Raw genomic sequence first — 25,683 nt, 5'->3', positions numbered from 1 at the left:
TTTTGTACACACAAAAAAACCGTCCTCGCAAATTGCGAAGACGGTCAGGTGAAGATTAAGCACGTTCCATGACGCGGTCGATTAAACCGTAGTCAGCTGCTGCTTGAGCAGACATGAAGTTATCGCGCTCTGTATCACGCTCGATGACTTCAAGTGGTTGTCCTGTGTTTTCAGCCATGATTTTGTTGAGGTGCTCACGCATTTTGATGATGCGTTCCGCATGGATTTTGATGTCCGATGCTTGACCTTGTGTACCACCGAGTGGTTGGTGAATCATGATTTCAGCGTTAGGAAGAGCAAAACGTTTTCCTTTAGCGCCGGCTTGGAGCAAGAATGCACCCATTGAAGCAGCCATTCCGATACAAATCGTTGAAACTTGTGGTTTGATGAAGTTCATTGTATCGTAAATCGCCATACCTGCTGTGATTGAGCCACCCGGGCTGTTGATGTAAAGCGAGATTTCTTTATCTGGATCTTCTGCTGCTAGGAAAAGTAACTGGGCAACGACTGAGTTGGCGACGTTGTCGTCAATCGCGCTCCCGAGAAGGATGATCCGGTCTTTGAGCAAACGTGAATAGATATCGTAAGCACGTTCCCCGCGGTTGGTTTGTTCGATGACTGTTGGAATTAACATAGTCTTTGCCTCCTTATGGTTGGTATGTAGCACATATTCGACTTGTCCTTATCATAATCCTTTGGTCAATATTGGTCAAAAGATACGCTGTTGGTTTTATGTATTTTTCCTGAAACAGTTCCTGTTAAACATATCAGTATAGAAAAAAGGCAATACCGTAAACGGCATTGCCTGAAGATTCAAGTATGGTACACCCGGAGAGATTTGAACTCCCGACACCTGGTACCGGAAACCAGTGCTCTATCCCCTGAGCTACGGGTGCATGTTTGTACTGAACAATTAATAGTATACCGACATTTTTTCAGAAAAGCAATACTAGATTTGCGAGTTTATTGATTTTTTGTCAAAACGTAAGAGACGATGGAAGACGTATCCTTCCTATATAATGAAAGTGGAATCAAATTAAACGAGGAAACGGGAGGTGAGCGGATGGAACAGAGACAGGAACAAGCGCAACGTCTTGTGATGTCGGCAGCCCAGTTGTATCAATTGACGGTTTTGGAAGAAACGCAGGCGGAACTCGAGGAGCGGCTGTACCGGATCATCCGTCGTGCCGGACGCAGCGAACATAATGGAAGAAAAATGATTCCGCCGGATTTAGAGCAGGTTGCAGACCGGATTGATTCGTTTGAAGCGGAACTTCTTCAGCAAATACGTTTAGAATCGGTCAGACAGGAAATAAGATATATGGCGGAACAACTCATCATGTACTTAGACGCGGATGGATTACTCAGAACGACAGACGAACGATTAGCGGTCTTGCTTGATAGTGAGGAGCCGATGATCAGGCAAGCACGACAACTGCTCCAGCAATGTGAACCTACCGGAATTGCGGCACGCTCGGAAGCGGAGTGTCGCTTGTTGCATGCCATCGAGCTCGAAGATGACCGTTTGATGGATTTGCTTACTGCACTGTCGGACGGACAGCCGTTAAAAGCCGTACTGGATGATGAAACAGAGCGGCGACAGATGAAGCAAAAGATGGAACGGTTGCCGAAGACACCGGTCTTACCAGTATCCACCACCATGACGATACCGGAAGCCGATATCAGTTGGTCGGATGATCAGGTGCAAATCCAGTGGTCTTCCTTGCCGATTGATACGTCCTGGACGGATCTCGCGGAAGCAAAACCGTTTCTCAGCGCTTATGAACGACGGCGTAACACGTTGCGTGCAATCCTCGATGTCATCGTGGAACGGCAAATCCGTTGGTTCAAAGGGGAACTCCATTTAGAACCGTTGACGAAAAAAGAGGTCGCCAAACAAACGGGATACCATCCGTCGACGGTTGGTCGGGCAATCGTCCACAAAACGATTCGGACGATCCATGGAACGCTCGAGCTTGAAAATTTTTTCGTCTCGAAGACGCAAAGCGGCACATCGAGCTTTTTAATCAAAGCCCGAATCGCACAATTGATTCAGGAAGCGACCTCGCCGCTGTCGGATCAACAGATCGTCAACCGTCTCGACCTGGAAGGCATCCGGGTCGCAAGACGGACAGTCGCGAAGTATCGGGCGGGTCTGTACTTGACCCGGTCCGACATGACGAAACGACGAGAGGCGAATGAATGATGCCATCAAAAGAACACACGACCTTAACACTGTATTCACGTCCCGGATGTACGCTATGTGAGGAAGCCGCCTTCTTACTTGATTTCGTGCTCGATGAATTTCCGGATTGGACATTCGAAGAAGTGAACATTGAAGAAGATGCTGCGCTCAGTCTCCGGTTTTTATATGAAATTCCTGTCGTCATGCATCAGTCTGAAATTTGGAGTTATGGCAAATTTGAGACAGAGACGATAAGAAACCGCTTACTTGAAAAAAGTTAAAGGGCGAGGCTTGAATCCTTGTACGAGGGCTGTTATGATAAGGATGTACCAAGTGGGACAAGATATGACACGCGGGACGTAAAGTGTCCAGCAACTTGAGAGGAGCGGGAATACATGATTCGGCAGTTAGTACAGATCCAAAAACGAATCGTGCCTGATCTGATCGAAGAAATGCAGACACGTTACGACATACTTCATTATGTCCGGCTCATGCAGCCGATTGGTCGGCGGACACTGGCGACAAGCCTTGGCTTGACGGAACGGGTGTTACGTCGGGAAGTGGACTTCCTGAAAGAGCAGGGATTGCTCGAAGTGGCGACACAAGGAATGTCTTTGACAGATGAAGGGCGGATCGTCTTACGAAGTATGCACAGCGTGATGGCAGAACTGGCCGGAATTTCTGATATGGCGAAAGCCTTAAAGGAAAAACTGGGCGTCCGGGATGTCGTCATCGTACCAGGAGATTCGGATCAAACCTTCTGGGTGCAACGCGATATGGGACGTGCGACGGTCGCACGTTTGAAACGAGAACTTTCTTCATCTGTACACAACACGATTGCAGTCACAGGAGGTACGACGATGGCTTCCGTCGCGGCGATGATGTCGCCTGATAAGGAAAACCGTCCGATGACATTCGTGCCGGCACGTGGGGGCTTAGGTGAAACCCTTGAATTACAAGCGAATACGGTCTGTTCACGGATGGCATCCCGTGCACAAAGTGATTATCACTTATTGCACATTCCAGACATGGTCAGCAAGGAAACGTTTGTGAAGATGGTGGAAGAGCCAAGCATTAAAAATGTGTTACAAATGATTAAAGATGCCTCAATCGTGGTACATGGAATTGGTGAGGCAAAAACGATGGCAAAACGTCGTCGCGCTTCAGCCGAGTTACTGGAACAGCTTGAACAAGAACACGCGGTAGCAGAAGCATTTGGGTATTACTTCGATCGGGACGGAAAGATCGTGCATCGGGTGAAGACGGTTGGTCTTCAACTGGACGACTTAAAACAAGTCGAACACGTCATCGTCGTCGCCGGAGGACATTCCAAAGCGGAAGCCATCAACGCGTATGTCAAACAGTCCCCGGACATCATCCTGATTACGGATGAAGGGGCAGCAACAACGATTTTGAAAGGGTAGCCCCCTTTTGAATAATAGATAACTCGCTTTACATTAAAAGGAGGAAAATTATCATGGCAGTAAAAGTTGGTATTAATGGATTTGGACGTATCGGACGTTTGGCACTTCGTCAAATTCTTCAGTTTGACGGAATCGAAGTAGTAGCAATCAATGACCTTACAGACACTAAAATGCTTGCGCACCTCTTGAAATATGATACGACTCAAGGTCGTTTCGACGGAGAAGTTGAAGTACACGACGGTTACTTCCTCGTCAACGGTAAAGAAATCAAAACACTTGCTAACCGCAACCCAGAAGAACTCCCATGGGGCGAGCTCGGTGTTGACATCGTTCTCGAATGTACTGGTTTCTTCACAGACAAAGAAAAAGCTGAGCTTCACTTGAAAGCTGGAGCTAAGAAAGTCGTTATCTCAGCACCTGCTACTGGCGACATGAAAACAGTTGTCTTCAACACGAACCACGAAATTCTTGACGGAACTGAAACAGTTATCTCTGGTGCTTCATGTACTACGAACTGTCTCGCGCCTATGGCTAAAGTTCTTCAAGATAACTACGGAATCGTTCAAGGTCTTATGACAACGATCCACGCTTACACTGGCGACCAAAACACACTCGACGCTCCACACCCTAAAGGTGACTTCCGTCGTGCACGTGCAGCGGCAGCTAACATCGTTCCTAACTCAACTGGTGCTGCTAAAGCAATCGGTCTTGTTCTTCCAGAACTTCAAGGTAAACTTGATGGCGCAGCACAACGTGTACCAGTTGCTACAGGTTCACTCACTGAGCTCACAACAGTTCTCGAGAAGAAAGTAACAGTTGAAGAAGTTAACGCAGCTATGAAAGCAGCAGCTAACGAATCTTACGGTTACACTGAAGACGAAATCGTTTCTTCTGACATCGTTGGTATCTCTTACGGATCACTCTTCGATGCAACACAAACGAAAGTCGTTACAGTCGGCGACAAACAACTCGTTAAAACAGTTGCTTGGTACGACAACGAAATGTCTTACACTAGCCAGCTCATTCGCACACTCAAACACTTCGCAGAAATCGCTAAGTAATTCGAGCAATTAAATAGCAATTGAATAAGAGCGGAAACGATACAGTCTCCGCTCTTATTGCGGAAAAAAGTCTGGAGGGGCGCATCAGCCCCTCACTATACGTATGAGACGGAGGACGAATGTATGAATAAGAAATCAATTCGCGATATCGATGTAAAAGGAAAACGCGTGTTTACACGTGTGGACTTCAACGTACCGCTAGAAGACGGCAAAATCACAGATGATACACGCATCCGTGCTGCCCTTCCGACAATCAAACACTTGGTTGACGGTGGAGCGAAAGTCATCCTCGCAAGCCATATGGGACGTCCAAAAGGCGAGAAAAACCCTGAGTTCTCACTTGCACCAGTCGTAGCACGCCTTAGCGAACTGCTTGGTAAGGACATCAAGCTCGTTGAAGAAGCATACGGTCCGGTCGCTGAAGAAGCAGTCAGCAAGCTTGAAGAAGGAGACGTCATCGTTCTTGAAAACGTTCGTTTCTACCCAGGCGAAACGAAAAACGATCCTGAACTCGCAGAAGGTTTTGCGAAACTTGCAGACGTTTTCGTCAACGACGCATTTGGTGCAGCGCACCGTGCGCACGCTTCTACAGAAGGAATCGCCCATCATGTCGAGACTGCTGTAGCAGGATTGTTGATCGAAAAAGAACTTCAAGTTCTCGGTAAAGCTCTCTCAAACCCGGATCGTCCGTTTACAGCGATCATCGGTGGTTCGAAAGTCGCTGACAAAATCGGCGTCATCGATCACTTGCTTGATATCGTCGACACGTTGATCATCGGCGGAGGATTATCTTATACATTCCTCAAAGCTCAAGGTTATGAAGTCGGTACGTCACTTCTTGAAGTCGACAAAATCGAACAGGCGAAGGAATTCATGAAAAAAGCAGAAGACAAAGGCGTGAAATTCTTGATGCCGGTTGACTGTGTCATCACGAAGGAATTCGGCGAAGAAACATATGTTGGATCACGCGACATCGACAGTATCCCAGCGGATCACATGTCACTCGATATCGGTCCAAAAACGGTAGAACTGTATGCAGAAGCAATCAAGGCTTCGAAACTTGTTGTCTGGAACGGACCAATGGGTGTGTTCGAACTTGATAAATATGCAAACGGAACAAAAGGTGTCGCTCAAGCATTAGCGGACAGCGATGCATACTCGATCATCGGTGGTGGAGATTCTGCTGCAGCGGCTGAGAAGTTTGGTCTTGCAGATAAAATGAGTCACATTTCAACAGGTGGCGGCGCAAGCCTCGAGTTCATGGAAGGAAAAGCTCTTCCAGGTGTCGAAGCGCTTAACGACAAGTAATCTAAAGTTCACAAGGGAGTGTTTTCAATGCGTAAACCAATTATCGCAGGTAACTGGAAAATGAATCTTACCCTCAAGGATGCTGTGGCATTCGCTGAGGAAGTCAAAGGAACTGTACCCGCTTCTTCGAAAGTCGACGCGGCTGTCTGTGCACCGTCTGTATTCCTTGCACACTTGACAGAAGCGACAGCTGGAACGGACCTGAAAATCGGCGCTCAAAACATGTACGACCAAGAGAGCGGCGCATTCACAGGTGAAATCAGCCCAGTGATGCTCAAAGAACTTGGCGTAACATACGTCGTCCTCGGTCACTCAGAACGTCGTGAGTACTTTGGAGAAACTGATGCATTCATCAACAGCAAAACGAAAAAAGCATTCGAGCATGGTCTCGTGCCAATCGTTTGTGTCGGTGAAACACTCGAAGAACGCGAAGGCGGAAAATTCGAATCAGTGATCCGTGAACAAACAACGAACAGCTTAAAAGGTTTGACAGTCGATCAAGTCAAAAACCTTGTTGTTGCATATGAGCCTGTCTGGGCAATCGGAACAGGAAAATCAGCAACAGAACAAGACGCACAAGATTCTTGTAAATTCGTTCGCGATGTCATCGCAGCTGAATTCGGTACGGAAGCTGCAGAAGCAGTCCGCATCCAGTACGGCGGTAGTGTCAAACCGGACAACATCAAAGAATATATGGCTCAGCCTGACATCGACGGTGCTTTAGTTGGTGGCGCAAGTCTTGAGACAGGATCGTTCCTCAAACTCTTGGAGGCGATTTAAATGAAAAAACGTCCAGTCGCACTGATCATCCTTGATGGTTTTGGTATGCGTGACGAGGAGTTCGGAAATGCTGTTACGGCAGCAAACAAACCGAACTTCGACCGGTACTGGGAACAGTACCCGCATACACTGTTGAATGCGAAAGGAGAATACGTCGGTTTGCCTGAAGGTCAAATGGGGAACTCAGAAGTGGGTCATTTGAACATCGGTGCAGGTCGCGTCGTCTACCAATCGCTATCCCGAATCAACAATGCCATTAAGGATCGCTCGTTCTTCTCGCGTCAAGCGATGAACGATGCGGCAGGTCACGTGAAGAAATACGGTTCAGCCCTTCATATCTTCGGTCTGGTCTCTGACGGTGGAATTCACAGTCACATCAACCACTTGTATGCGGTGCTTGAATTCGCGAAACTTCACGAAATCGAAAAAGTCTATCTCCATGCTTTCACGGATGGCCGCGATTGTGATCCACAATCCGGTGCCGGTTTCCTCCGGGATGCCCAAGCGAAGATGGATGAATTAAACGTCGGTCAATTCGCAAGTGTCTCCGGTCGTTATTATGCGATGGACCGCGACAACCGCTGGGAACGCGTCAAGAAAGTTTATGACGTCATCACGTTCGCAGACGGTCCGACAACAAAAGACCCAATCGCGATGGTCGAAGCTTCGTACAAAACAGACGTGACAGATGAGTTTATTGAACCAACGGTAGTCGTGCAGGAAGACGGTACTCCAGTAGCACCGATCCACGATAATGATGCGATCATGTTCTTCAACTATCGTCCGGACCGTGCGATTCAGCTCGCCAAGACGTATAAAGAAAAAACAGGCTTCACCGGTTTTGAATTGCCGGACAACGTACCGAAGAACCTGCTGCTCGTCTCCATGACGAAGTACTCGGATGCGATTGATACGGACATCGTCTTCCCACCGGAAGATATCAAAAACACGCTCGGTGAAACGTTATCAAAACAAGGCCTTAAACAATTACGGATTGCGGAAACTGAAAAGTACCCGCACGTCACGTTTTTCTTTAACGGTCAACGTGAAGAGCCGTACGAAGGAGAAGATCGGATTCTGATCCCATCTCCAAAGGTCGCGACATACGACTTGAAACCGGAAATGAGTGTCTATGAAGTCACAGAAGCACTCGTTGACGCAATCAACTCGGACAAACATGACGCGATCATCCTCAACTTCGCCAATCCCGATATGGTCGGTCACTCGGGTATGCTCGAGCCGACGAAAAAGGCAATCGAAGCGGTGGATAAATGTCTGGGGCAAGTCGTTGACTTGATTATCAGCAAAGGTGGCGCAGCCATCATCACAGCCGACCACGGAAACGCGGACAAAGTCCTCAACGCCGATGGCAGCAAGATGACGGCGCACACGACAGAACCTGTTCCATGTATCGTCACGGTCGAGGACGTCGAACTCCTTAAGCCATTGACTGGCGTACTGGCAGACTTGGCACCAACTGTTCTCGATTTACTCGGAGCAGATCAACCGGCAGAAATGACCGGGAAATCGATTGTATTAAAGAAATAATCCCGTCAATCGATGGACTTGTCACTGTCTCACTACAAACTAATCTTTCTCAAACAAAAAGGAGCGAATTTAAATGTCAATGATTACAGAGATTTATGCACGCGAGATTCTTGATTCACGCGGTAACCCAACGGTAGAAGTAGAAGTTTATACAGAAGACGGCGGCTTTGGTCGCGCACTCGTCCCATCAGGCGCATCGACTGGTGAGCACGAAGCAGTTGAGCTTCGCGATGGCGACAAATCACGTTACCTCGGTAAAGGTGTCTTAAAAGCAGTTGACAACGTCAACGAAAAATTAGCACCTGAAATCATCGGTTACGATGTCTTCGACCAAGCTGGAATCGATAAAAAAATGATCGACCTCGACGGTACGAAAAACAAAGGTAACTTCGGTGCCAATGCAATTCTTGGTATCTCAATGGCTGCTGCACGTGCTGCTGCAGATGAGCTTGGTCTTCCACTTTACACGTACCTCGGTGGATTCAACGCGAAAACATTGCCAACTCCAATGATGAACATCATCAACGGTGGATCACACGCTGACAACAACGTTGACTTCCAAGAGTTCATGATCATGCCTGTTGGAGCTCCAACATTCAAAGAAGCTCTTCGTATGGGTGCTGAAATCTTCCACGCGTTGAAATCAGTTCTTAGCGGAATGGGTCTTAACACAGCAGTCGGTGACGAGGGTGGATTCGCTCCAAACTTGAAATCAAACGAAGAAGCAATCACAGTTATCCTTGAAGCAATCGAAAAAGCTGGCTACAAAGCAGGCGAAGATGTTTACCTTGCAATGGACGTCGCTTCTTCTGAGTTCTACGACAAAGCAGCTGGAAAATACAACCTCGCTGGCGAAGGCAAAGTCCTTTCAACAGAAGAGCTTGTTGAATTCTATGCACAACTCGTTGACAAATACCCAATCATCTCAATCGAAGATGGCTGTGACGAAAACGACTGGGATGGCCACAAACTTCTTACAGATCGTATCGGACACAAAGTCCAACTCGTTGGTGATGACTTGTTCGTAACGAACACAGAGAAACTCGCTGAAGGTATCGAAAAAGGCATCGCGAACTCGATCCTCATCAAAGTTAACCAAATCGGTACGTTGACTGAAACATTCGACGCAATCGAAATGGCGAAAAAAGCTGGTTACACAGCAGTCGTTTCTCACCGTTCTGGTGAAACAGAAGATTCAACAATCGCTGACATCGCTGTTGCGACAAACGCTGGTCAAATCAAAACTGGTTCACTTTCACGTACAGACCGTATCGCGAAATACAACCAACTTCTCCGCATCGAAGACATGCTTTCAGACGTTGCTGTCTACGACGGAATCAAATCATTCTACAACCTCAAGAAGTAATTTTGGGTTGATGATTTAAAGTGTATTGTACATTCACTGTACAGCCGATGCCTCCTATTCATACGAATAGGAGGTTTTTTTATATCTATGATCAATTTAGTAAAAGGAATTGAGTTCACTCCAAAATGCAAACGCCGGTTTCGATCGCTCACAATGAGCCGACTTAGTTCTAACCGTTACAAAAATCAAATTTTTAGGACCTTTCTTTTACTACCTGGTCATTAAAATGTTATAGTTATAAATAAGTTTAAGCACAATCATTATAAGGCTTAACTACATTTGAACGGATGAAGGTTCAAAAAACATCTAAAGGAGAAATGATCATGTTAAATTCAGATTTAGATATACGTTTAGAACCACGCATTAAAGAGTTGTACCGACTACATAAGGAGCGTTCAGCCAATATTGACTGGAGTTATCACGAATTCATTCCATGGGACAAGGCGATGTCGTTCAAACGGGTTCCTTGGGAAGAGAGTCAAGTCACGCTTCCGGAAGGTGTCATCGTTGCCGTAGAAACCGCCTTACTGACAGAAGTGAACTTACCTTGGTATACGTCACATTTGGATTACACGTTTAAAAACTCGATGGAAGTCATCAATGATTTCGTCCGCACGTGGACGGCGGAAGAAGACCAGCACTCAAGCTTACTCGAAACGTATTTACTCGTAACACGAAACGTCAATCCGACACGACTGCATCAATTAAGAAGACGCGTCGTTGAAAGCGGCTGGTTCCCGGACTTTACGAATCCATTGGCGACGATGGCGTATACGTCGCTCCAGGAGCTTGCGACACTCGTTTTCTATAACAACGTAGCGCGAGTAGCCGGAGCACACGATAAAGACCTGGCGACACTGCTCCGCCGTTTGGCAAAAGATGAAGCCCTTCATTATGCGTTCTACCGCGACACGGTGAAAGCGCACCTTGAACTCGATCCAAACTTCATCGTGTTCTTTGAAGATGTCATCATCAATTTCTCGATGCCGGGTGCGATCATGCCGGACTTTACCGAGCGTATGAAGACCATTGCGATTGATACAAATTACGGACCCCTTCAATACTTTGACCAGGTATTAGATGTCGTCGTGAAATACTGGGATATTGAGAACTTGCAACCGACGAGCGAAGAGGCCAAACAATCACAAGCGAACATCATGAAATATCACGGGCGTTTGAAACGAATCAAGGATCGCCAATCAGCAAAAAATAAGATCGATGCATGACGAGGGGAGAATAATGAAAATGACGTGTGAAATATGCGGAAAAGAAACGAATAACCAAGTCAGTTATTTGGAACTGAACACGTGGGAATTCAATTCGTTGAAGACAGAAGAAAAAGACTTTTATCCGATTTGTTACAGCTGTTTTGACAAGCATACGAACGAGTTCATTGATCAGGAAATGGATCTTGAATTAAGAAAAAAACGTTCGCAGATGGTGAATAAAGAAGTCGAGGCAGAAATCGAAGCTATTCTTGAAGTCGAAAATTAAGTAAGTAATCTACGGATTGAGTTGACAGTTTCCCGCTTGGCGGGAGGCTGTTTTTTTGCGTTGAGTATGGTTTGACAAAACTAGCCGTTCGTTTTCTTTTCTAAGGTTAGGTGCAAAGAGAGCACGCTTTTTTTCACGCGCTTTCCTCAGGCGAGACACAAGCCAGTTTGTCTGCCTCATTGAGTCAGGCAATCGGGTCTTGTTTGTCTCTGACAGCGCAAGCAGGCTTGCGCTTTTTCCTGTAGGAGTCGCGTGAAATGCGTGATAACAGTTTCATAGGAAAGCGGAAAAACATTCATAGCTCGACTTACTTCTAAGGGAAAAGGAAGCAACGCTTCCGTCAGGAACAGGCGATATCCGGAGATCTGAAAAAAATCCGCGGCTCGCGTTCCGCCCTAGAAAAGCGAGCGAATGAATAATTTTGGGTACATATAAAAAACGAGACCGACTAAACGTCGCATCCCGTAGTATCAAAATAGAATTATACTGCTTAAAATCAATCCTCGATAAACGTAACGAGGTAATGATGGGCAGAATAGAGTGGAGCACGCGTGACGAAGAACTCGGGTAAGTTGACATCGATATCGAGTTCACGTAAAGTTTGCGGATCGAGACACTCCTGGACGAGACGTTTGATATCGCTGAGTAATTCATCGTGCAAGTTCGCTTCCGCTGCGAAGGAACGTTTGGCTTCATCTTTTAACAATAAAACGACTGGAGGAAGACCGCGTAGTAAGTCGACCTGAAGTGGTTGTTCGTTGCGTTGAAAAAAGTCGTTTAAGCAACTGACGACCTTCATTGAATGTTCTTCTTTCATCGGTCGGACCCCCAACTTTTTTTAAGTAGCTGTTACTATCAAGCTATTCCCTAAAGTCAGATAGGATATGCAGACAAACTGGAATCGGTGCATTAACGGATTCAATAACCGGGTACAGAAAGAGGTAGGGGGGATGAATATGCTATTTCGTTATTTATTTTTGGGTATGGACCCCGCGATTGACGACATTCAATTACGAATCATCTATTTTACGGAACTGATTTTCTTTATCGGTCTGTATCAGATTACGAGTCGCTTTTCACGTCAAAGCATGATTCTCGGAACGGTCCTTGGCATCACGGGTCTGATTGCGCTTCTACCGGGAGCCATCTATATTCTGCGGTATAACCCGGAAGATGCAATCATCGACATTACATTCCTGTTGATTTACTTATTGGAGCCGCTCGCGATTTTAGCATTTCTTGTCGCCTTGTTTCGACGGTTATATCAAAAACGCCATCCCAATCACTGAAGAAGTCCGGACAAACGTTCTGCTGCAACGTTTATCCGGACTTTTTTTGTTGTATTCCGAAAAAAATAAAATATATTTTCGTAAAAAAGATTGATGTGTAACCGGTTACACAATATGATACATATTGTAAGCGTTATCAAAAGAAAGAGGTGGCGAACATGTCGACCATCCGGGAAGTAGCGAAAGTGGCAAATGTCTCCGTTGCGACCGTCTCACGTGTCATGAATGAGAAGGGATATGTCAGCGAAAAAGCAAGAACAGCAGTCCTGCAAGCGATTAAGCAGCTCGATTATCGACCGAACCGGGTCGCCCGGTCGTTGTTCCAAAAACGATCTGGTCTGATTGGTCTGATTGTCCCGGACATCACCAATCCTTTTTTCCCGCAACTCGCACGGGCTGTGGAAGATATGGCACATCAGCACGGATTTCAGGTGATTTTGTGTAACACGGATGAACAGTTTCAGAAAGAACAAGAATATATTCAGTCACTCGAAGCGATGCATGTTGACGGATTGATCATCACGACCAACTATTCGAACAATCCGAACTATGAAAAACTCGAAGTACCGATCGTCGCCCTGGACCGTGTGTTACAGGGAGCGATTCCGACAGTGACCTCAAACGGGCATGACGGCGGAAAAAAAGCCGCTCAGTTTCTGCTCGATCACGGGGCAACCGAACTGGTCGTCATCAGCGGTCCGTCGAAATTGCCGACGATTAAAAAACGCCGGGATGGATTTGAGGAAGTTGCCGGGAAACACCTCGTCGCAAGTATCGAGTCGCCGTTTCATTTTCAGGGGGCGCTCGGAGCAGCCAACTACTTATTTGACCATTACGACTGTAACGGGATTTTTGCAGCAAACGATGTCATTGCAGCAGCGACGATCCAGGTCGCAGCGGAGCGGGGAATCGCGATTCCGGAACAGTTGCAAATCATCGGCTATGACGGGATTGAACTCGGACAGATGATTTCGCCGCCCCTGACAACGATTGCCCAACCGATTTATCAGATGGGCGAGCTGGCGGCAAAATTACTGATTCAACGGATTGAAGGAAACGAGATTGCAGCCGTCCATCACGAACTGATGGTCGAAGTCATTGAACGGGAAACAACGAAGCGGAAGGATGAACAGTTATGAAACAAATCAGTGTAGTCGGAAGTATCTCGATGGACTTAGTCGTCGAAAGCGATCGTCGTCCGTCAGCAGGCGAAACGGTTATCGGATCCGCTTTCCATACGGTACCGGGAGGCAAGGGGGCGAACCAAGCGGTTGCGATTGCCCGGCTCGGCGGTCACGTCGAAATGGTCGGCTGTATTGGCGACGATGCGAACGGCGTGGCAATCCGTCAAAACTTCGAGACGGAGCACGTCGGGACGACCCATCTGCAGACGATTGCGGATCAACGGACCGGAACAGCACACATTACGCTGGCAGAAGGCGATAATTCAATCGTCGTCGTCCAGTCGGCGAACTTAGCGGTTGTCTATGACGAGAATCAACTCGACAGCCTGCTTGGTCAGGCAGACATGATTTTGTTACAGCTCGAAATTCCGCTCGCGACCGTCAAACAGGTGGCGCGTTACGGCAAGACCCACGGGATTCCCGTTGTCTTGAATCCGGCGCCAGCCATCGTCCTTGACGACGAGTTACTTGCAGACGTGACGTATTTGACTCCAAATGAACATGAATGTGGTTTGATTTTCGGACAACAGCAACCACTCGAACATTGGTTGACGCAATACCCGAATAAATTGATTGTGACGGAAGGCAGCCGGGGTGCCCGCTTTTATGACGGCGAGGCCATCGTGACGGTTCCTGCGATCAAGACGGACGTCGTCGATACGACAGGTGCCGGTGATACGTTCAACGGTGCACTCGCAGTCAGTCTGACCGACGGGGCAACATTAACTGAAGCAATTCGCTTTGCCAATAAAGCAGCCGGTATGTCCGTCCGCGCGCTCGGCGCACAAGGCGGGATGCCGACACATGAACAGATGGAGGTTGAAGCATGAAACGACACGGCATTTTAAACAGTCAGATCAGTAAAGTCTTAGCCGATCTTGGTCATACCGATACGATTGTCATTGCCGACTGCGGTCTGCCGATTCCGGCCGGTGTAGCACGGATTGACTTGGCACTTGAACTCGGAACACCATCGTTCGTCGATGTCGTCCGGATCGTTGCCGACGATATGGCCGTTGAACAGGTGACACTGGCGACAGAAATCAAAGCAGCTAATCCGGTTGCACTCGAGGCCGTGATGAAACTCGACGTACCGCAAGACTATGTGTCGCACGAAGCATTCAAGGAATTGACGAAGCAGGCGAAAGTCATCATCCGGACAGGTGAAGCGACACCGTATGCGAACGTCATCTTACACGCCGGCGTCATTTTTTAAGGGGAGGAAGTACGATGCAAATTGAGATGACAGGTATCACAAAAGCGTTTGGTCCCGTTCCCGTCTTGAAGGGAGTCGACTTCACCCTCGCGACCGGTGAGATTCATGCCTTAATGGGAGAAAACGGTGCCGGAAAATCGACTTTGATGAAAATTCTGACCGGCGTTCATAAAGCCGATCAAGGAACGATTCTCGTCGACGGCGTCGAACAGCAATATAAAAATCCGAAACTGGCGGAAGAAGCGGGGATTGCCTTCATTCACCAGGAACTGAACATTCTGCCGGATTTAACGGTCACGGAAAATCTGTTTCTCGGACGGGAACTGAAGTCCCGCTTCGGTGTCCTGAAACAGGCGGAAATGAAACGGCTCGCTGAACGGGAGCTGGCGGAACTGAACGTCTTCATGGACGTTAATCAGCTCGCCCGGACGTTATCAGTCGGACAACAGCAGATGATCGAAATCGCCAAAGCGTTGATGACGGACGCGAAGGTCATCATCATGGATGAGCCGACGGCCGCTTTGACGGAACGCGAAATCCGCGCTCTGTTCAGTGTCGCGACAGCTTTACGCGAGCAGGGAGTCTCGATCGTTTATATCTCGCACCGGATGGAAGAAATTTTCGAACTGTGTGACCGGATCACGGTCTTACGGGACGGGGTTTCCGTTTCGACGCACCGGATTGCCGACACTTCGTTTGAACAGATCGTCCGTGAAATGGTCGGACGTGAGATGGGGGAACGGTATCCGGAGCGGCAAGTGACGCTCGGTCAGACGGTCCTCGAAGTGACCGGGGCGACCGGAAAACGGTTCGAAGACGTGTCGTTCTCTGTCCGGGCTGGGGAAATCGTCGGCTTTTCCGGCTTAATGGGCGCAGGACGGACAGAAGTCATGCGCGGCTTGTTCGGGATCGACCGGATGAAAGCCGGAACGATCAGCTTGAACGGTAAAACCATTAAAATCAAATCACCGCATGATGCAATCAAACAAGGACTCGGTTTCCTGACGGAGGACCGCAAAGGCGAAGGCTTGTTCCTCGACTTTTCACTCCGGGAAAACATCTCGCTTCCGACAATCCGGTCGTTATCGAAGTCCGGTGTCATCTCCGATCAGTCGGAGCGGCAATTCGCGGAAGGCTATCTGAAGTCGTTATCCGTCCGCCACAGCTCGATGGACCAACCGGCAAAATCCTTGTCCGGCGGAAACCAGCAGAAGGTCGTTCTCGCAAAATGGCTCGGCACGAAGCCGGATGTCCTGATTCTCGACGAGCCGACACGCGGTGTCGACGTCGGGGCGAAAAAAGAGATTTATATGATTATGGACGAACTCGCCGCAACGGGTGTCGCGATCATCATGATCAGCTCGGATCTGCCGGAAATTCTCGGCATGAGTGACCGCGTCTATGTAATGCGCGAAGGACAGATGAGCGGCATGCTCAACCAAGAAGAGGCAACGCAAGAGAGTATCATGACGCTTGCGACAGGAGGACAATGACATGGAATTGATGCAAGGGAAACTGACAGAAAAGAAACCGAGACGACTTGGGATTGGTCAAAAGCTGGGTCCGCTCGCCGGACTGTTCGCCATCATTCTCGTCGTTTCAATCATGGAACCGGACTTTTTAACGCTTAATAACTTATTTAACATCTTACGCCAAGTTTCGATCAACGCCTTGATTGCCTTCGGAATGACGTTCGTCATCCTGACGGGTGGCATTGATTTGTCGGTCGGCTCGATTCTCGCCTTGTCATCCGCGTTCGTCGCCGGTCTGATGACCGACGGAACGTCAGCGATTCTTGCTGTCCTCGCCGGCTTGATCGTCGGGGCAATCATGGGCGCGTTAAACGGAATGGTCATCTCACTCGGGAAAGTCGCACCGTTCATCGCGACCCTCGCGACGATGACAATCTTCCGTGGTCTGACACTCGTCTACACGGACGGGAAGCCAATCACGGGACTCAGCCAGGGCGGCTGGTTCGAACTGTTCGGACGCGGCTACTTCTGGATCTTCCCGGTCCCGGTCGTCACGATGTTGATCGCCTTTGCAGTTCTTTACTTCATCCTGAAGAAAACGACGTTCGGGCGTTACACATATGCGATCGGCGGTAACGAAGAAGCAGCAAAACTGATGGGGATTCAAGTCAACAAAGTGAAGATTATGATTTACGCGCTGTCCGGTTTAATGGCAGCACTCGCCGGAATCATCCTGACGTCGCGTCTGAACTCGGCGCAACCGACGGCCGGAACATCGTATGAGCTTGATGCCATCGCAGCCGTCGTCCTCGGCGGAACGAGCTTATCCGGTGGACGCGGTTGGATTGTCGGGACATTAATCGGCGCCTTGATCATCGGAACACTGAACAACGGACTCAACCTGCTTGGTGTGTCGTCGTTCTTCCAGCTTGTCGTCAAAGGGCTCGTCATCCTGTTCGCCGTACTCGCGGACCGGAAACAAACTACGTGATTTACCATCCAAAAGGAGGATATTGATATGAAAAAATTGCTCGCACTTGTCATGATGGCGTTAATGGTCTTCGCAGCGGCTTGTTCGACGGAACAACCGGGCAGTGACACGGAAAAGGAAAAGAAAACAAAAGACTTTAAGATCGGTCTGTCAATTTCGACACTCAACAACCCGTTCTTCGTTTCACTGAAAGACGGCGCGGAAAAAGAAGCAAAAGCACAAGGCGCAACACTTCAAGTCGCAGATGCACAAGATGATGCGGCGAAACAAGCAAGTGACATCGAAGATATGATTCAGAAAAAAGTCGATCTCATCCTGATCAACCCAACAGATTCAGCAGCAGTCGGTGCAGCGGTTCAGACAGCAAACGATGCTGACATCCCGGTCATCACGGTTGACCGGAACGCAGAAGCCGGTGACGTCATCGCGCACATCGCGTCGGATAACGTCGCAGGTGGAAAACAAGCCGGTGAATACATGATCGAACTCGTTGGGGACAAAGCGAAAGTCGTTGAACTTGAAGGAATTCCAGGTGCTTCTGCAACTCGTGACCGCGGTGAAGGATTCCACGCAGCAGTCGACGGTAAACTTGACGTCGTGGCGAAACAATCAGCAAACTTTGACCGGGCGAAAGGTCTGTCGGTCATGGAAAACATTCTTCAAAACAACAAAGATATCAAAGCCGTCTTCGCGCACAACGATGAAATGGCACTCGGTGCGGTTGAAGCGTTGAAAGCAGCGGGCATGGATGATGTCAAAGTCATCGGATTTGACGCAACAGACGATGCAGTCAAAGCAGTCAAAGACGGTAAAATGGCAGGAACCGTTGCTCAGAAACCGGCAGAAATCGGTAAAATGGGTATCGATACAGCGATCAAACACTTAAAAGGCGAGAAAGTCGACAAGAACATTCCGGTCGAACTTGATCTCATCAAACAATAAGCATCACTGCCAGCCGTCTGATTTTGTCAGCCGGCTGGTGTTTTTTTGAAGGTAAGATGAACTTCATGAATCTATACCTTGTTCCCGTAGTTGTTTTTCTCTATAATGAAAGAAGCGTATATTACTGAAGGAGGATCATCGATGATCATTCATAACGTGGCTCTTGTCGGCCTCATCGTCGTTTCCGTTCTTCTCATCATCGTCGTTCTCTTGATGTCGGGCCGTACGGCTGGACTCGGAGCACTGACAGGTGGAGCAGAACAATTATTTGGTCGCCAAAAAGCCCGTGGCTTGGATGCGGTCCTAAACCGTGTAGCGTCTATCTTAGGGGCATTATTCTTTATTTTGGCGTTACTCGTCGCTTTTTATAAGTGAGTACTGAAACGACAGCCGTCCGATCGCGCTGTCGTTTTTTCGTATTTCTCGATTTCTAAATTTTCATTTTGGGGTATAGAGTTAGAGGGGGAATCATTTTATGAAAATCACATTACCAAAACCATTCTTTTTTGAAGGCGGCAACCGGGCTGTTCTGTTGTTACACGGCTTTACCGGATCAAGCGCCGATGTCCGGATGCTCGGACGTTACTTGCAAAAACACGGATATACTTCACTCGCACCACAATATAAGGGGCACGCTGCCCCACCCGAAGAGCTGACGAAGACCGGGCCAGCCGACTGGTGGCAAGATGTTCTCGATGGCTATGAAGAATTAAAAGCCAAAGGATATGACGAGATTGCCGTTTGCGGACTGTCGCTCGGCGGAGTCATGTCGCTTCGACTTTCGATGCATCGTCCGGTCAAAGCGGTCATTCCGATGTGTGCGCCGGCTTACATCAAAAGTGAAGAGGTCATGTATGCAGGAGTCACGGAGTATGCAAGAGAATTTAAGAAGCGAGAAGGAAAATCGGCGGAAGAAATCGAGCAGGAGATGGCAGTGTTCGAACCGATGCCGACCTTAAAAGATTTGCAAGGCTTGCTGAAAGACACACGCGATTCACTCGAAGATGTCTATGCACCGACGCTTGTCATCCAGGCCCGCAACGATCACATGATCAACACCGATTCAGCGAACATCATTCACGACGGTGTCAGTGCCTTACAAAAAGATTTGATCTGGTATGAGAACTCAGGTCATGTCATTACGCTCGACAAAGAAAAAGAAACGCTCCACCAAGATATCCATGAATTTCTGGACGGCTTGAACTGGAGCCACTAATTGGAGGTGTCACGTTGGAATTACGTGAACGAATACTAGAGGTCATCGGAGCGGAAGAACGTCCGTTGTCGATTGATCAATTAACGAAAAAACTGGAATTAACAGATACGGCACAGTTCAAGGAACTGATCCGGACATTAAATGAGCTGGAAGATGAAGCACTCATCGCACGGACCCGTTCGAACAAATACGGGACACTGGCGCAAATCGGGCAAGTCGCCGGAAAAATCTCGGTCCACCAACGCGGATTCGGATTCGTTTCACCGGAGGACGGTTCAGCAGGCGATATCTTCCTGCCGGCACCGGAACTCGGCAATGTCTACAACGGGGACCGTGTCCTCGTCAAAGTCTTTGCTGAATCAAACGGCGGAGACCGCCGCGAAGGCAAGTTACTCAAGATTCTCTCACGCGGACCGGCTGATTTCGTCGGAACGTTCGTCAGTCCAAAAGGACGGATTGAGTCGATTGCCTACATCGAGCCGGATGATTCGAAGCTGACGTTCTTACCGGTCGTCGCAAACGAAGATACGCTTGGTGCCGTCGACGGGCATAAAGTCCTCGCACGGATCACGAAGTATCCGGACGGCCGTTACGCCGGAACCGCAAAAGTCTTACAAATCATTGGCCATAAAAACGATCCGGGTGTCGATATCCTGTCGATTGTCCACAAGCACGGCATCAATGTCGACTTCTCGGACGCAGCGATTGCGGAAGCAAATGACATTCCAGATCAAATCGATGAGAAAGATATTGTCGGTCGCGTCGACTTACGCAAGGAAGTCACGGTCACGATTGACGGTGCTGACGCAAAAGACTTGGATGACGCAGTCCACGTCAAGAAGCTCAGCAACGGCAACTACGAGCTCGGTGTTCACATCGCCGACGTCTCACATTACGTCAAGGAAGATTCACCGCTCGACGAAGAAGCCCGCGAACGCGGAACCAGTGTCTATCTCGTTGACCGGGTCATTCCGATGATTCCGCACCGTCTGTCGAACGGGATCTGTTCACTCAACCCGCACGTTGATCGGTTGACACTGAGCTGCATCATGGAAATCGACCAGAACGGTGCTGTCGTCAATCATGAGATTTTACAGAGTGTCATCAAGACGACGGAACGGATGACGTATACCGATGTCCGTAAAATCATCGAACGCGAAGACGAAGAAGTGGTCGCGAAATATCACGATCTCGTCGCTAACTTCGATCAGATGGCGGAACTGGCTGCGATTCTCCGCGAACGCCGCTCGCGCCGTGGCGCGATCAACTTCGACTTCCCGGAAGCAAAAGTCCTCGTCAACGAAGAAGGCAAGACAAGCGAAATTATCCTCCGCGAACGGTCGGTTGCTGAAAAACTGATCGAAGAGTTTATGCTCGCCGCGAACGAAACGGTGGCGGAACACGTCCAACACCAAAAACTGCCGTTCATGTACCGGATCCACGATGAGCCGAAAGCAGAACGTCTCGATACGTTCTTCAAGTTCATCGCTAACTTCGGGATCAATGTTGAACGCAAAGGCGAGTCGGTCGCACCGAAGACGTTGCAATCGATCCTGAACGCCGTGGAAGGTGAACCGGAAGAAGCTGTCGTCAGTACGGTCATGTTACGGTCGCTCCAACAAGCGAAATACGACGTCGAACCGATTGGTCACTTTGGTCTGTCGACCGATTTCTACACGCACTTCACGTCACCGATCCGCCGGTATCCGGACTTGATGGTCCACCGTCTCCTGCGCGAGTACATCATTTTTAATGATAAATCGCAAAAGACACAGGACCGCTATTCTGCGATCCTGCCGGAAATCGCCGATCACGCCTCAAAACGGGAACGTCGTGCCGTTGACGCGGAACGCGAAACGAATGCGCTCAAAAAAGCCGAGTATATGGAACAACACATCGGTGAGACGTTTGAAGGGGTTGTCAGCGGCGTGACCAACTTCGGGATGTTCGTCGAGTTACCGAACACGATCGAAGGACTCGTTCACATCCAGGCGATGACGGATGACTTCTACCGGTATGACGAAGCGAACTATCAATTGATGGGCGAACGGACGAAACAACAGTTCCGGATCGGCGACGTCGTCGAGATCAAAGTCACCGGTGTCAACATCGATGAGAAGACGATCGACTTCGCAGTCGTCGGGATGCCGGAACGCCAACCGAAAAAACGCTTTGAGTCGAAGACGATCCGTTCAAGCGGCGGCCGTCCGGGACAAAAACGCGACGACAAGAAAGACGACCGTCGCGGGAAGTCGAAGCGTCCGAGTAAGCCGAAGGACCAGTCGAAAGGCAAAGGCTTCGCGCTGAAGGACAAGAAGGATAAACCGCCGTTCCATAAAGCGGTCTCGAATAAAAAACGGAAGCGCAAATAAGCGCTTCTGTTTAGAAATGTGGTGGAAGAGAGATGCCAAAAGGTACAAGTTCAAAAGTATTAGCCAACAACAAACGGGCGTCGTTTGATTATGCGATTGAAGATACGATCGAAGCGGGTCTCGTCTTGACGGGAACCGAAATCAAATCGGTCCGTAAAGGAAAAATCAGTATCGGCGACGCGTTCGTCCGGTTCGACGGCGGGGAAGCGATTCTCTGGAACTCGAACATCGCGCACTTCGAACAAGGGAACCGGTACAACCACGAACAGCTCCGTCCGCGGAAACTGTTGCTGCATAAAAAACAGATTGCGACCTTGATGGGATCGGTCTCGCGCGACGGTTACACGATCGTACCGCTGAAGATATACATCAAGAACGGTTACGCGAAATGCCTGATCGGACTCGGACGCGGGAAGAAGAAATTCGACAAACGCGACGATCTGAAGAAAAAGGATGCGAAGCGAGATATCGACCGCGCATTACGCGACAAGCAAAAGTATTGAACCCGTAACACTTTTCTGCTATTATAATAGTATTCGGAAAGCCCCAATTTTATATCTTGGGGACGTTACGGATTCGACGGGGGTAGTTCGGTCTTCTGTGGCGTGTCGAGGGGTCGGCCTCGTTAAAACGCATCAGCCATAACTGGCAAAACTAACACACAACTCGCAGCAGCTTAATAGCTACTACGGATCCTAGCAGCCGTCGCCTGGTCGGCTGATTTCTAGGGTCTCACTTTAAACAGGCTACGCTTGGACCCTTCCGTCTGGAGGGAAAGAGAAGAGATGGAATCAGACTGGTCGGACGGACGCCTGTCAATTGGCAGCCTGACGACGAGATCCCAATAAATTGACTACACACGTAGAAGCTTAAGTATACGATGCCTTCGGACGTGGGTTCGACTCCCACCGTCTCCATACCCTGAAATTTTAAGAATTTCAGAACAATCAACTTCAGATGGTTGATACCAGATTGTAAATAAACCCTCATTTCTATACCGAAATGAGGGTTTATTATGCGTAAATAATTTAAGTGTCATGTATACAACAACTAATTTGAAGTAGACTTTTCGAATGTTTAGAATTGGATTATTTATTTAATCCGAATATCATATCTAGTGAATTGATATTTTACTTATTTGTTTATGACAATTTGATTTTTTAATTTATACTATTGGTATTTGAGATGGGTCTAAAAAATTTACTAACTGTGTTTTAAATTTAACCTGAATCAATTTTCTAGTATCACTTATCGGAGTTGTAGTATGGAAAGTTCTAATCATGTACTCAAGTAAGTCGATACAATGTTTTATTGCTAAATCGTGATTTAAATACATATACAGAATATAAAAAACCTTTTGTTCTGATTGTGAGAATTTAGAATTAATGTACTCTATTCTGATGTCTTCTCTAAGGTAAATTAACTGTAACACTTCATCTAAATTTAGACTTTCAGGGAAAATCTCTTGATATAATTCTCTAAATAGTTTTTTCTTTTGGCTACTGACTTTTTCAGGATTTCCATTTGCGGAATAAATTATTTGAGCAAGTTCGGCCATATCAATCCTTAAAACTGGATGTTCTATATCCGTACCTACTACACCAGCTTTGCGTGCATAAACAATATTATGTTGTTTTAAGTGTTTTTCAATAAGTATCTGAATTTTACTGATAGATTTGAGATTTAAATCAGAAATTGAATTTTGGCTATTAGTGTATTCTGCAATTAAGTTTTTTAAGTCACTTTCTGTAGGGACTTTATAAAGCCTTACTAAAACGTGAGAATTAAAAATAGGAGTTAAGATATCACTAATTTCGTCATCAGTTTTTCCGTTTAGTTTAAGATTATTTACAAAATTAAATATTGAAGAAAGTGTTTGTCCACCATTCACTATTTGAAAATTAGATAAGCTGACTTCAAATTTATTTATTCGCTTAACAGATTCTATTGTTTCTGCGACAATTGTAATTCCATTATTATATAAAAAGAATTTATCAGGTTCTTTTTCTAAAGTACTCAATATTTTTTTGTTATAAGGAGTATTTCCTAAGAATCCTCGAACATTATCGTAAAGTAAAGACTGATCCATTTTTAAAGAATAAGCAGTTCTCCATTTTTCTAGAGGGGGATTTATTTCAATAGGGAATAAATCATCCTTACAAGTTAATCTAAAAATTTCGTTTATAGGAAGCTTAACTATTTGTGAAAGACTAGTGGTTTGGCTATCTAAATTAAACGATATTAAATCTTCATTTGGTATTACAAAAACAGCTTTTTTATTATTAGTAGAGTCGTTGTAAAAAGACATTATTTCTTCTAAAGTAATACTATTAACAGTCAAATTGTACTTTTTACGTAGAGTATCAACGTAACTTTCGCTCTGTGGATGAATACCATTGTTTTCATTAGAAACCATAAATAAATTAATATTGCAAATAAATTTACTATCGCTATTCGTATACGTTTTTAAAATGTTTAAAATCCTATGTGTGTATGAATTTACTGACTCATCTAAAGTAGTTGTTTCTTCAAACAAAAAATCTAAAAATTTTGTGCTTCTATTTATATCTGTATCACTAATATGACTTTCGCTAAATCTATTTCTATATTTAAAATTAAATAAATTTATATTTATTTGAGAACCTGATAATTCTGATATGTTGACTACATCTATTCCATAGTCATCCATACCTTGTGTGTTAATTCCTTTGATCTCGTTTAAGTATCTAACGTCTATAATTTTAGTTAAAGTATCATCTACAATTTCAAAATCATTATTTTCAAAATCATCTTGAAAACCTAAAACATTTTCCAATATCAAATGATAAAATCCGTACCGTGCTAAATTCTCTTCACTCAATTGTGAAATTCGAGTTTGATCATTCTTTAATAGTAATTTTAAAAGTTTTTTACTGTTATCTCTAACAATCTTATATTCGTTTACCGACGCCACTAAGCTCACCTTTTTCTTAAGGAATTATTAATCTGCATCAATGCCGATTACTATTACAGGAATATCTAAATTTGAAACACCACGATTTTCTAAATCCCATGTAATTTGTTCGTAATAAGAGACTCCTGTTGACATGTATTTTGCAAAAGCTTTCATAGGAACGATTTCAATTCCAACTTCAATATAACCTTTATTTTTAAATATCGGCATCTTGCTACAGATGTCATATGCCATAAAAGCATACTTTCCGAACTGTACTTCGACACCAACTTCATTTTTAACAAAGTCCATTTCTCTATGAGCTAAAGTGTCAGAAATATCTGGATTATCGCTAGAATAAATAGCTTCGTGCTTTAATTCTTTCCAGCCCAAAGGATTTAAAATTTTTTTTAGTTCTTTGTTCAATGCTACGGGACTATATAGCATCTTGCCTAGGGATGTTTTTTCTTTACTTATTTTTGTTTTAAATTTAGAAGCATCGATCGATTTGATCGCGCTGAGAATTTCATTAAGTTCATTTGAATAAGATTCTTTTATAACACTGTTACCATTGTTGAATGAATAGATAGCATCAATTTTCATTAGTTCTCATCCTTACTTTTTTCAATTAGTGAGTCAATAGAAGTTGATAATACATTAGCGATTGCAACTAGCTCAATATCAGTTACTTCTCGAGTTTGATTTTCAATTTTTGATATCATAGGTCTATCTAAATTAGTTCCGGAAGTAAGCAGTTTTGCAGAAAGTTCTTCTTGTGTGATACAATTTTCTTTTCTTATTCTTTTTAAATTTTTTCCAATTAAATTTCTAATATTGTTCATGGATTGTATGCACCTTATTTTATAAAGATTCTTTTATTTGATTTTAGTATAATTTTCATGT

The 25,683-nt window shown here is 46.4% G+C and carries 26 protein-coding genes, 1 tRNA gene and 1 other RNA gene; 22 read left to right on the top strand and 6 right to left on the bottom strand.

Going from position 1 to position 25,683, the window contains the following annotated elements; genetic code table 11:
• Window positions 1–55: 55 nt before the first annotated feature.
• Both clpP and EXIG_RS12230 read right to left on the bottom strand, forming a co-directional pair.
• Window positions 56–667, bottom strand: a complete 612-nt coding sequence (clpP, locus tag EXIG_RS12235; protein ID WP_255412930.1) for an ATP-dependent Clp endopeptidase proteolytic subunit ClpP — start codon at window positions 665–667, stop codon at window positions 56–58.
• Between the two features lie 153 nt (window positions 668–820).
• Window positions 821–896 (bottom strand) — tRNA-Arg (locus tag EXIG_RS12230).
• 167 nt (window positions 897–1,063) lie between these two features.
• On the opposite strand from EXIG_RS12230, the gene EXIG_RS12225 reads away from it, so the two are divergent.
• The 10 genes from EXIG_RS12225 to EXIG_RS12180 all read left to right on the top strand — a co-directional run bounded on the left by EXIG_RS12225 (window position 1,064) and on the right by EXIG_RS12180 (window position 11,166).
• Complete coding sequence (locus EXIG_RS12225; protein ID WP_012371266.1) at window positions 1,064–2,206, top strand: RNA polymerase factor sigma-54; 1,143 nt, start codon at window positions 1,064–1,066, stop codon at window positions 2,204–2,206.
• Complete coding sequence (locus EXIG_RS12220; RefSeq protein ID WP_148206692.1) at window positions 2,206–2,466, top strand: glutaredoxin family protein; 261 nt, start codon at window positions 2,206–2,208, stop codon at window positions 2,464–2,466. Before EXIG_RS12225 ends, EXIG_RS12220 begins: the two co-directional genes overlap by 1 nt.
• A gap of 117 nt (window positions 2,467–2,583) precedes the next feature.
• Window positions 2,584–3,609, top strand: coding sequence for a sugar-binding transcriptional regulator (locus EXIG_RS12215; RefSeq protein ID WP_041262016.1), 1,026 nt, complete (start codon window positions 2,584–2,586; stop codon window positions 3,607–3,609).
• Window positions 3,610–3,662: 53 nt separating this feature from the next.
• Complete coding sequence (gene gap, locus EXIG_RS12210) at window positions 3,663–4,670, top strand: type I glyceraldehyde-3-phosphate dehydrogenase (RefSeq protein ID WP_012371263.1); 1,008 nt, start codon at window positions 3,663–3,665, stop codon at window positions 4,668–4,670.
• Between the two features lie 123 nt (window positions 4,671–4,793).
• Window positions 4,794–5,978: a phosphoglycerate kinase gene (locus tag EXIG_RS12205; RefSeq protein ID WP_012371262.1), complete on the top strand. Its 1,185-nt coding sequence runs from the start codon at window positions 4,794–4,796 to the stop codon at window positions 5,976–5,978.
• Window positions 5,979–6,005: 27 nt separating this feature from the next.
• Window positions 6,006–6,758 carry a triose-phosphate isomerase gene (tpiA, locus tag EXIG_RS12200; protein WP_012371261.1) on the top strand — a complete coding sequence of 251 codons (753 nt, stop codon included), beginning with the start codon at window positions 6,006–6,008 and terminating at the stop codon, window positions 6,756–6,758.
• Window positions 6,759–8,306 (top strand): 2,3-bisphosphoglycerate-independent phosphoglycerate mutase, encoded by a 1,548-nt coding sequence (gene gpmI / locus EXIG_RS12195; RefSeq protein ID WP_012371260.1) that lies wholly within the window; start codon window positions 6,759–6,761, stop codon window positions 8,304–8,306.
• A 73-nt stretch (window positions 8,307–8,379) separates the two neighbouring features.
• On the top strand, window positions 8,380–9,672 hold the full coding sequence (gene eno, locus EXIG_RS12190; protein ID WP_012371259.1) for a phosphopyruvate hydratase: 1,293 nt from the start codon (window positions 8,380–8,382) through the stop codon (window positions 9,670–9,672).
• A 323-nt stretch (window positions 9,673–9,995) separates the two neighbouring features.
• Window positions 9,996–10,898, top strand: a complete 903-nt coding sequence (locus EXIG_RS12185) for an acyl-ACP desaturase (RefSeq protein ID WP_012371258.1) — start codon at window positions 9,996–9,998, stop codon at window positions 10,896–10,898.
• A 13-nt stretch (window positions 10,899–10,911) separates the two neighbouring features.
• The gene (locus EXIG_RS12180) at window positions 10,912–11,166 is read left to right on the top strand and encodes a hypothetical protein (protein WP_012371257.1); all 255 of its coding nucleotides are present in this window, start codon (window positions 10,912–10,914) and stop codon (window positions 11,164–11,166) included.
• 496 nt (window positions 11,167–11,662) lie between these two features.
• Here the strand turns inward: EXIG_RS12180 and EXIG_RS12175 are convergent, their stop codons facing one another.
• Window positions 11,663–11,983, bottom strand: coding sequence for a hypothetical protein (locus EXIG_RS12175; RefSeq protein WP_012371256.1), 321 nt, complete (start codon window positions 11,981–11,983; stop codon window positions 11,663–11,665).
• A 139-nt stretch (window positions 11,984–12,122) separates the two neighbouring features.
• Between EXIG_RS12175 and EXIG_RS12170 the strand changes: the two genes are divergently transcribed.
• The 12 genes from EXIG_RS12170 (at window position 12,123) to ssrA (ending at window position 22,768) form a co-directional block, all read left to right on the top strand.
• Window positions 12,123–12,455, top strand: coding sequence for a hypothetical protein (locus EXIG_RS12170; protein WP_012371255.1), 333 nt, complete (start codon window positions 12,123–12,125; stop codon window positions 12,453–12,455).
• A 158-nt stretch (window positions 12,456–12,613) separates the two neighbouring features.
• Window positions 12,614–13,594: a LacI family DNA-binding transcriptional regulator gene (locus tag EXIG_RS12165; protein ID WP_012371254.1), complete on the top strand. Its 981-nt coding sequence runs from the start codon at window positions 12,614–12,616 to the stop codon at window positions 13,592–13,594.
• Window positions 13,591–14,469, top strand: a complete 879-nt coding sequence (gene rbsK, locus EXIG_RS12160) for a ribokinase (protein ID WP_012371253.1) — start codon at window positions 13,591–13,593, stop codon at window positions 14,467–14,469. Before EXIG_RS12165 ends, rbsK begins: the two co-directional genes overlap by 4 nt.
• Entirely contained in the window at window positions 14,466–14,855 is a 390-nt protein-coding gene (gene rbsD, locus EXIG_RS12155; protein ID WP_012371252.1) for a D-ribose pyranase, read from the top strand. The genes rbsK and rbsD overlap by 4 nt, the downstream gene beginning before the upstream one ends.
• A 14-nt stretch (window positions 14,856–14,869) precedes the next feature.
• Window positions 14,870–16,348 (top strand): sugar ABC transporter ATP-binding protein, encoded by a 1,479-nt coding sequence (locus EXIG_RS12150; RefSeq protein WP_012371251.1) that lies wholly within the window; start codon window positions 14,870–14,872, stop codon window positions 16,346–16,348.
• 1 nt (window position 16,349) lies between these two features.
• Window positions 16,350–17,318, top strand: a complete 969-nt coding sequence (gene rbsC / locus EXIG_RS12145) for a ribose ABC transporter permease (RefSeq protein WP_012371250.1) — start codon at window positions 16,350–16,352, stop codon at window positions 17,316–17,318.
• A gap of 27 nt (window positions 17,319–17,345) precedes the next feature.
• Window positions 17,346–18,260, top strand: coding sequence for a ribose ABC transporter substrate-binding protein RbsB (gene rbsB, locus EXIG_RS12140; protein ID WP_012371249.1), 915 nt, complete (start codon window positions 17,346–17,348; stop codon window positions 18,258–18,260).
• 141 nt (window positions 18,261–18,401) lie between these two features.
• Complete coding sequence (gene secG, locus EXIG_RS12135; protein ID WP_012371248.1) at window positions 18,402–18,635, top strand: preprotein translocase subunit SecG; 234 nt, start codon at window positions 18,402–18,404, stop codon at window positions 18,633–18,635.
• 100 nt (window positions 18,636–18,735) lie between these two features.
• Window positions 18,736–19,476 carry an alpha/beta hydrolase gene (locus EXIG_RS12130; RefSeq protein ID WP_012371247.1) on the top strand — a complete coding sequence of 247 codons (741 nt, stop codon included), beginning with the start codon at window positions 18,736–18,738 and terminating at the stop codon, window positions 19,474–19,476.
• 14 nt (window positions 19,477–19,490) lie between these two features.
• Window positions 19,491–21,848, top strand: a complete 2,358-nt coding sequence (gene rnr, locus EXIG_RS12125) for a ribonuclease R (protein WP_012371246.1) — start codon at window positions 19,491–19,493, stop codon at window positions 21,846–21,848.
• Window positions 21,849–21,880: 32 nt separating this feature from the next.
• Window positions 21,881–22,351 carry an SsrA-binding protein SmpB gene (gene smpB / locus EXIG_RS12120; RefSeq protein WP_012371245.1) on the top strand — a complete coding sequence of 157 codons (471 nt, stop codon included), beginning with the start codon at window positions 21,881–21,883 and terminating at the stop codon, window positions 22,349–22,351.
• Between the two features lie 58 nt (window positions 22,352–22,409).
• Window positions 22,410–22,768, top strand: a transfer-messenger RNA (tmRNA) gene (gene ssrA / locus EXIG_RS15785).
• 245 nt (window positions 22,769–23,013) lie between these two features.
• On the opposite strand, the gene EXIG_RS12115 is transcribed toward ssrA, so the two are convergent.
• The 3 genes from EXIG_RS12115 to EXIG_RS12105 are packed head-to-tail and all read right to left on the bottom strand — an operon-like array spanning window position 23,014 to window position 25,622.
• Window positions 23,014–24,810: an AIPR family protein gene (locus tag EXIG_RS12115; RefSeq protein WP_167315851.1), complete on the bottom strand. Its 1,797-nt coding sequence runs from the start codon at window positions 24,808–24,810 to the stop codon at window positions 23,014–23,016.
• A gap of 18 nt (window positions 24,811–24,828) precedes the next feature.
• Window positions 24,829–25,383: a BglII/BstYI family type II restriction endonuclease gene (locus EXIG_RS12110; RefSeq protein ID WP_012371243.1), complete on the bottom strand. Its 555-nt coding sequence runs from the start codon at window positions 25,381–25,383 to the stop codon at window positions 24,829–24,831.
• A complete protein-coding gene (locus tag EXIG_RS12105) occupies window positions 25,383–25,622 on the bottom strand; it encodes a helix-turn-helix domain-containing protein (RefSeq protein ID WP_012371242.1) in 240 nt (79 codons plus the stop codon). Before EXIG_RS12105 ends, EXIG_RS12110 begins: the two co-directional genes overlap by 1 nt.
• Window positions 25,623–25,683 lie beyond the last annotated feature (61 nt).

It is taken from the genome of Exiguobacterium artemiae 255-15 (genome assembly GCF_000019905.1).
Classification (GTDB): domain Bacteria; phylum Bacillota; class Bacilli; order Exiguobacteriales; family Exiguobacteriaceae; genus Exiguobacterium_A; species Exiguobacterium_A artemiae.
This window is presented reverse-complemented; position numbering and strand designations above follow the sequence as displayed.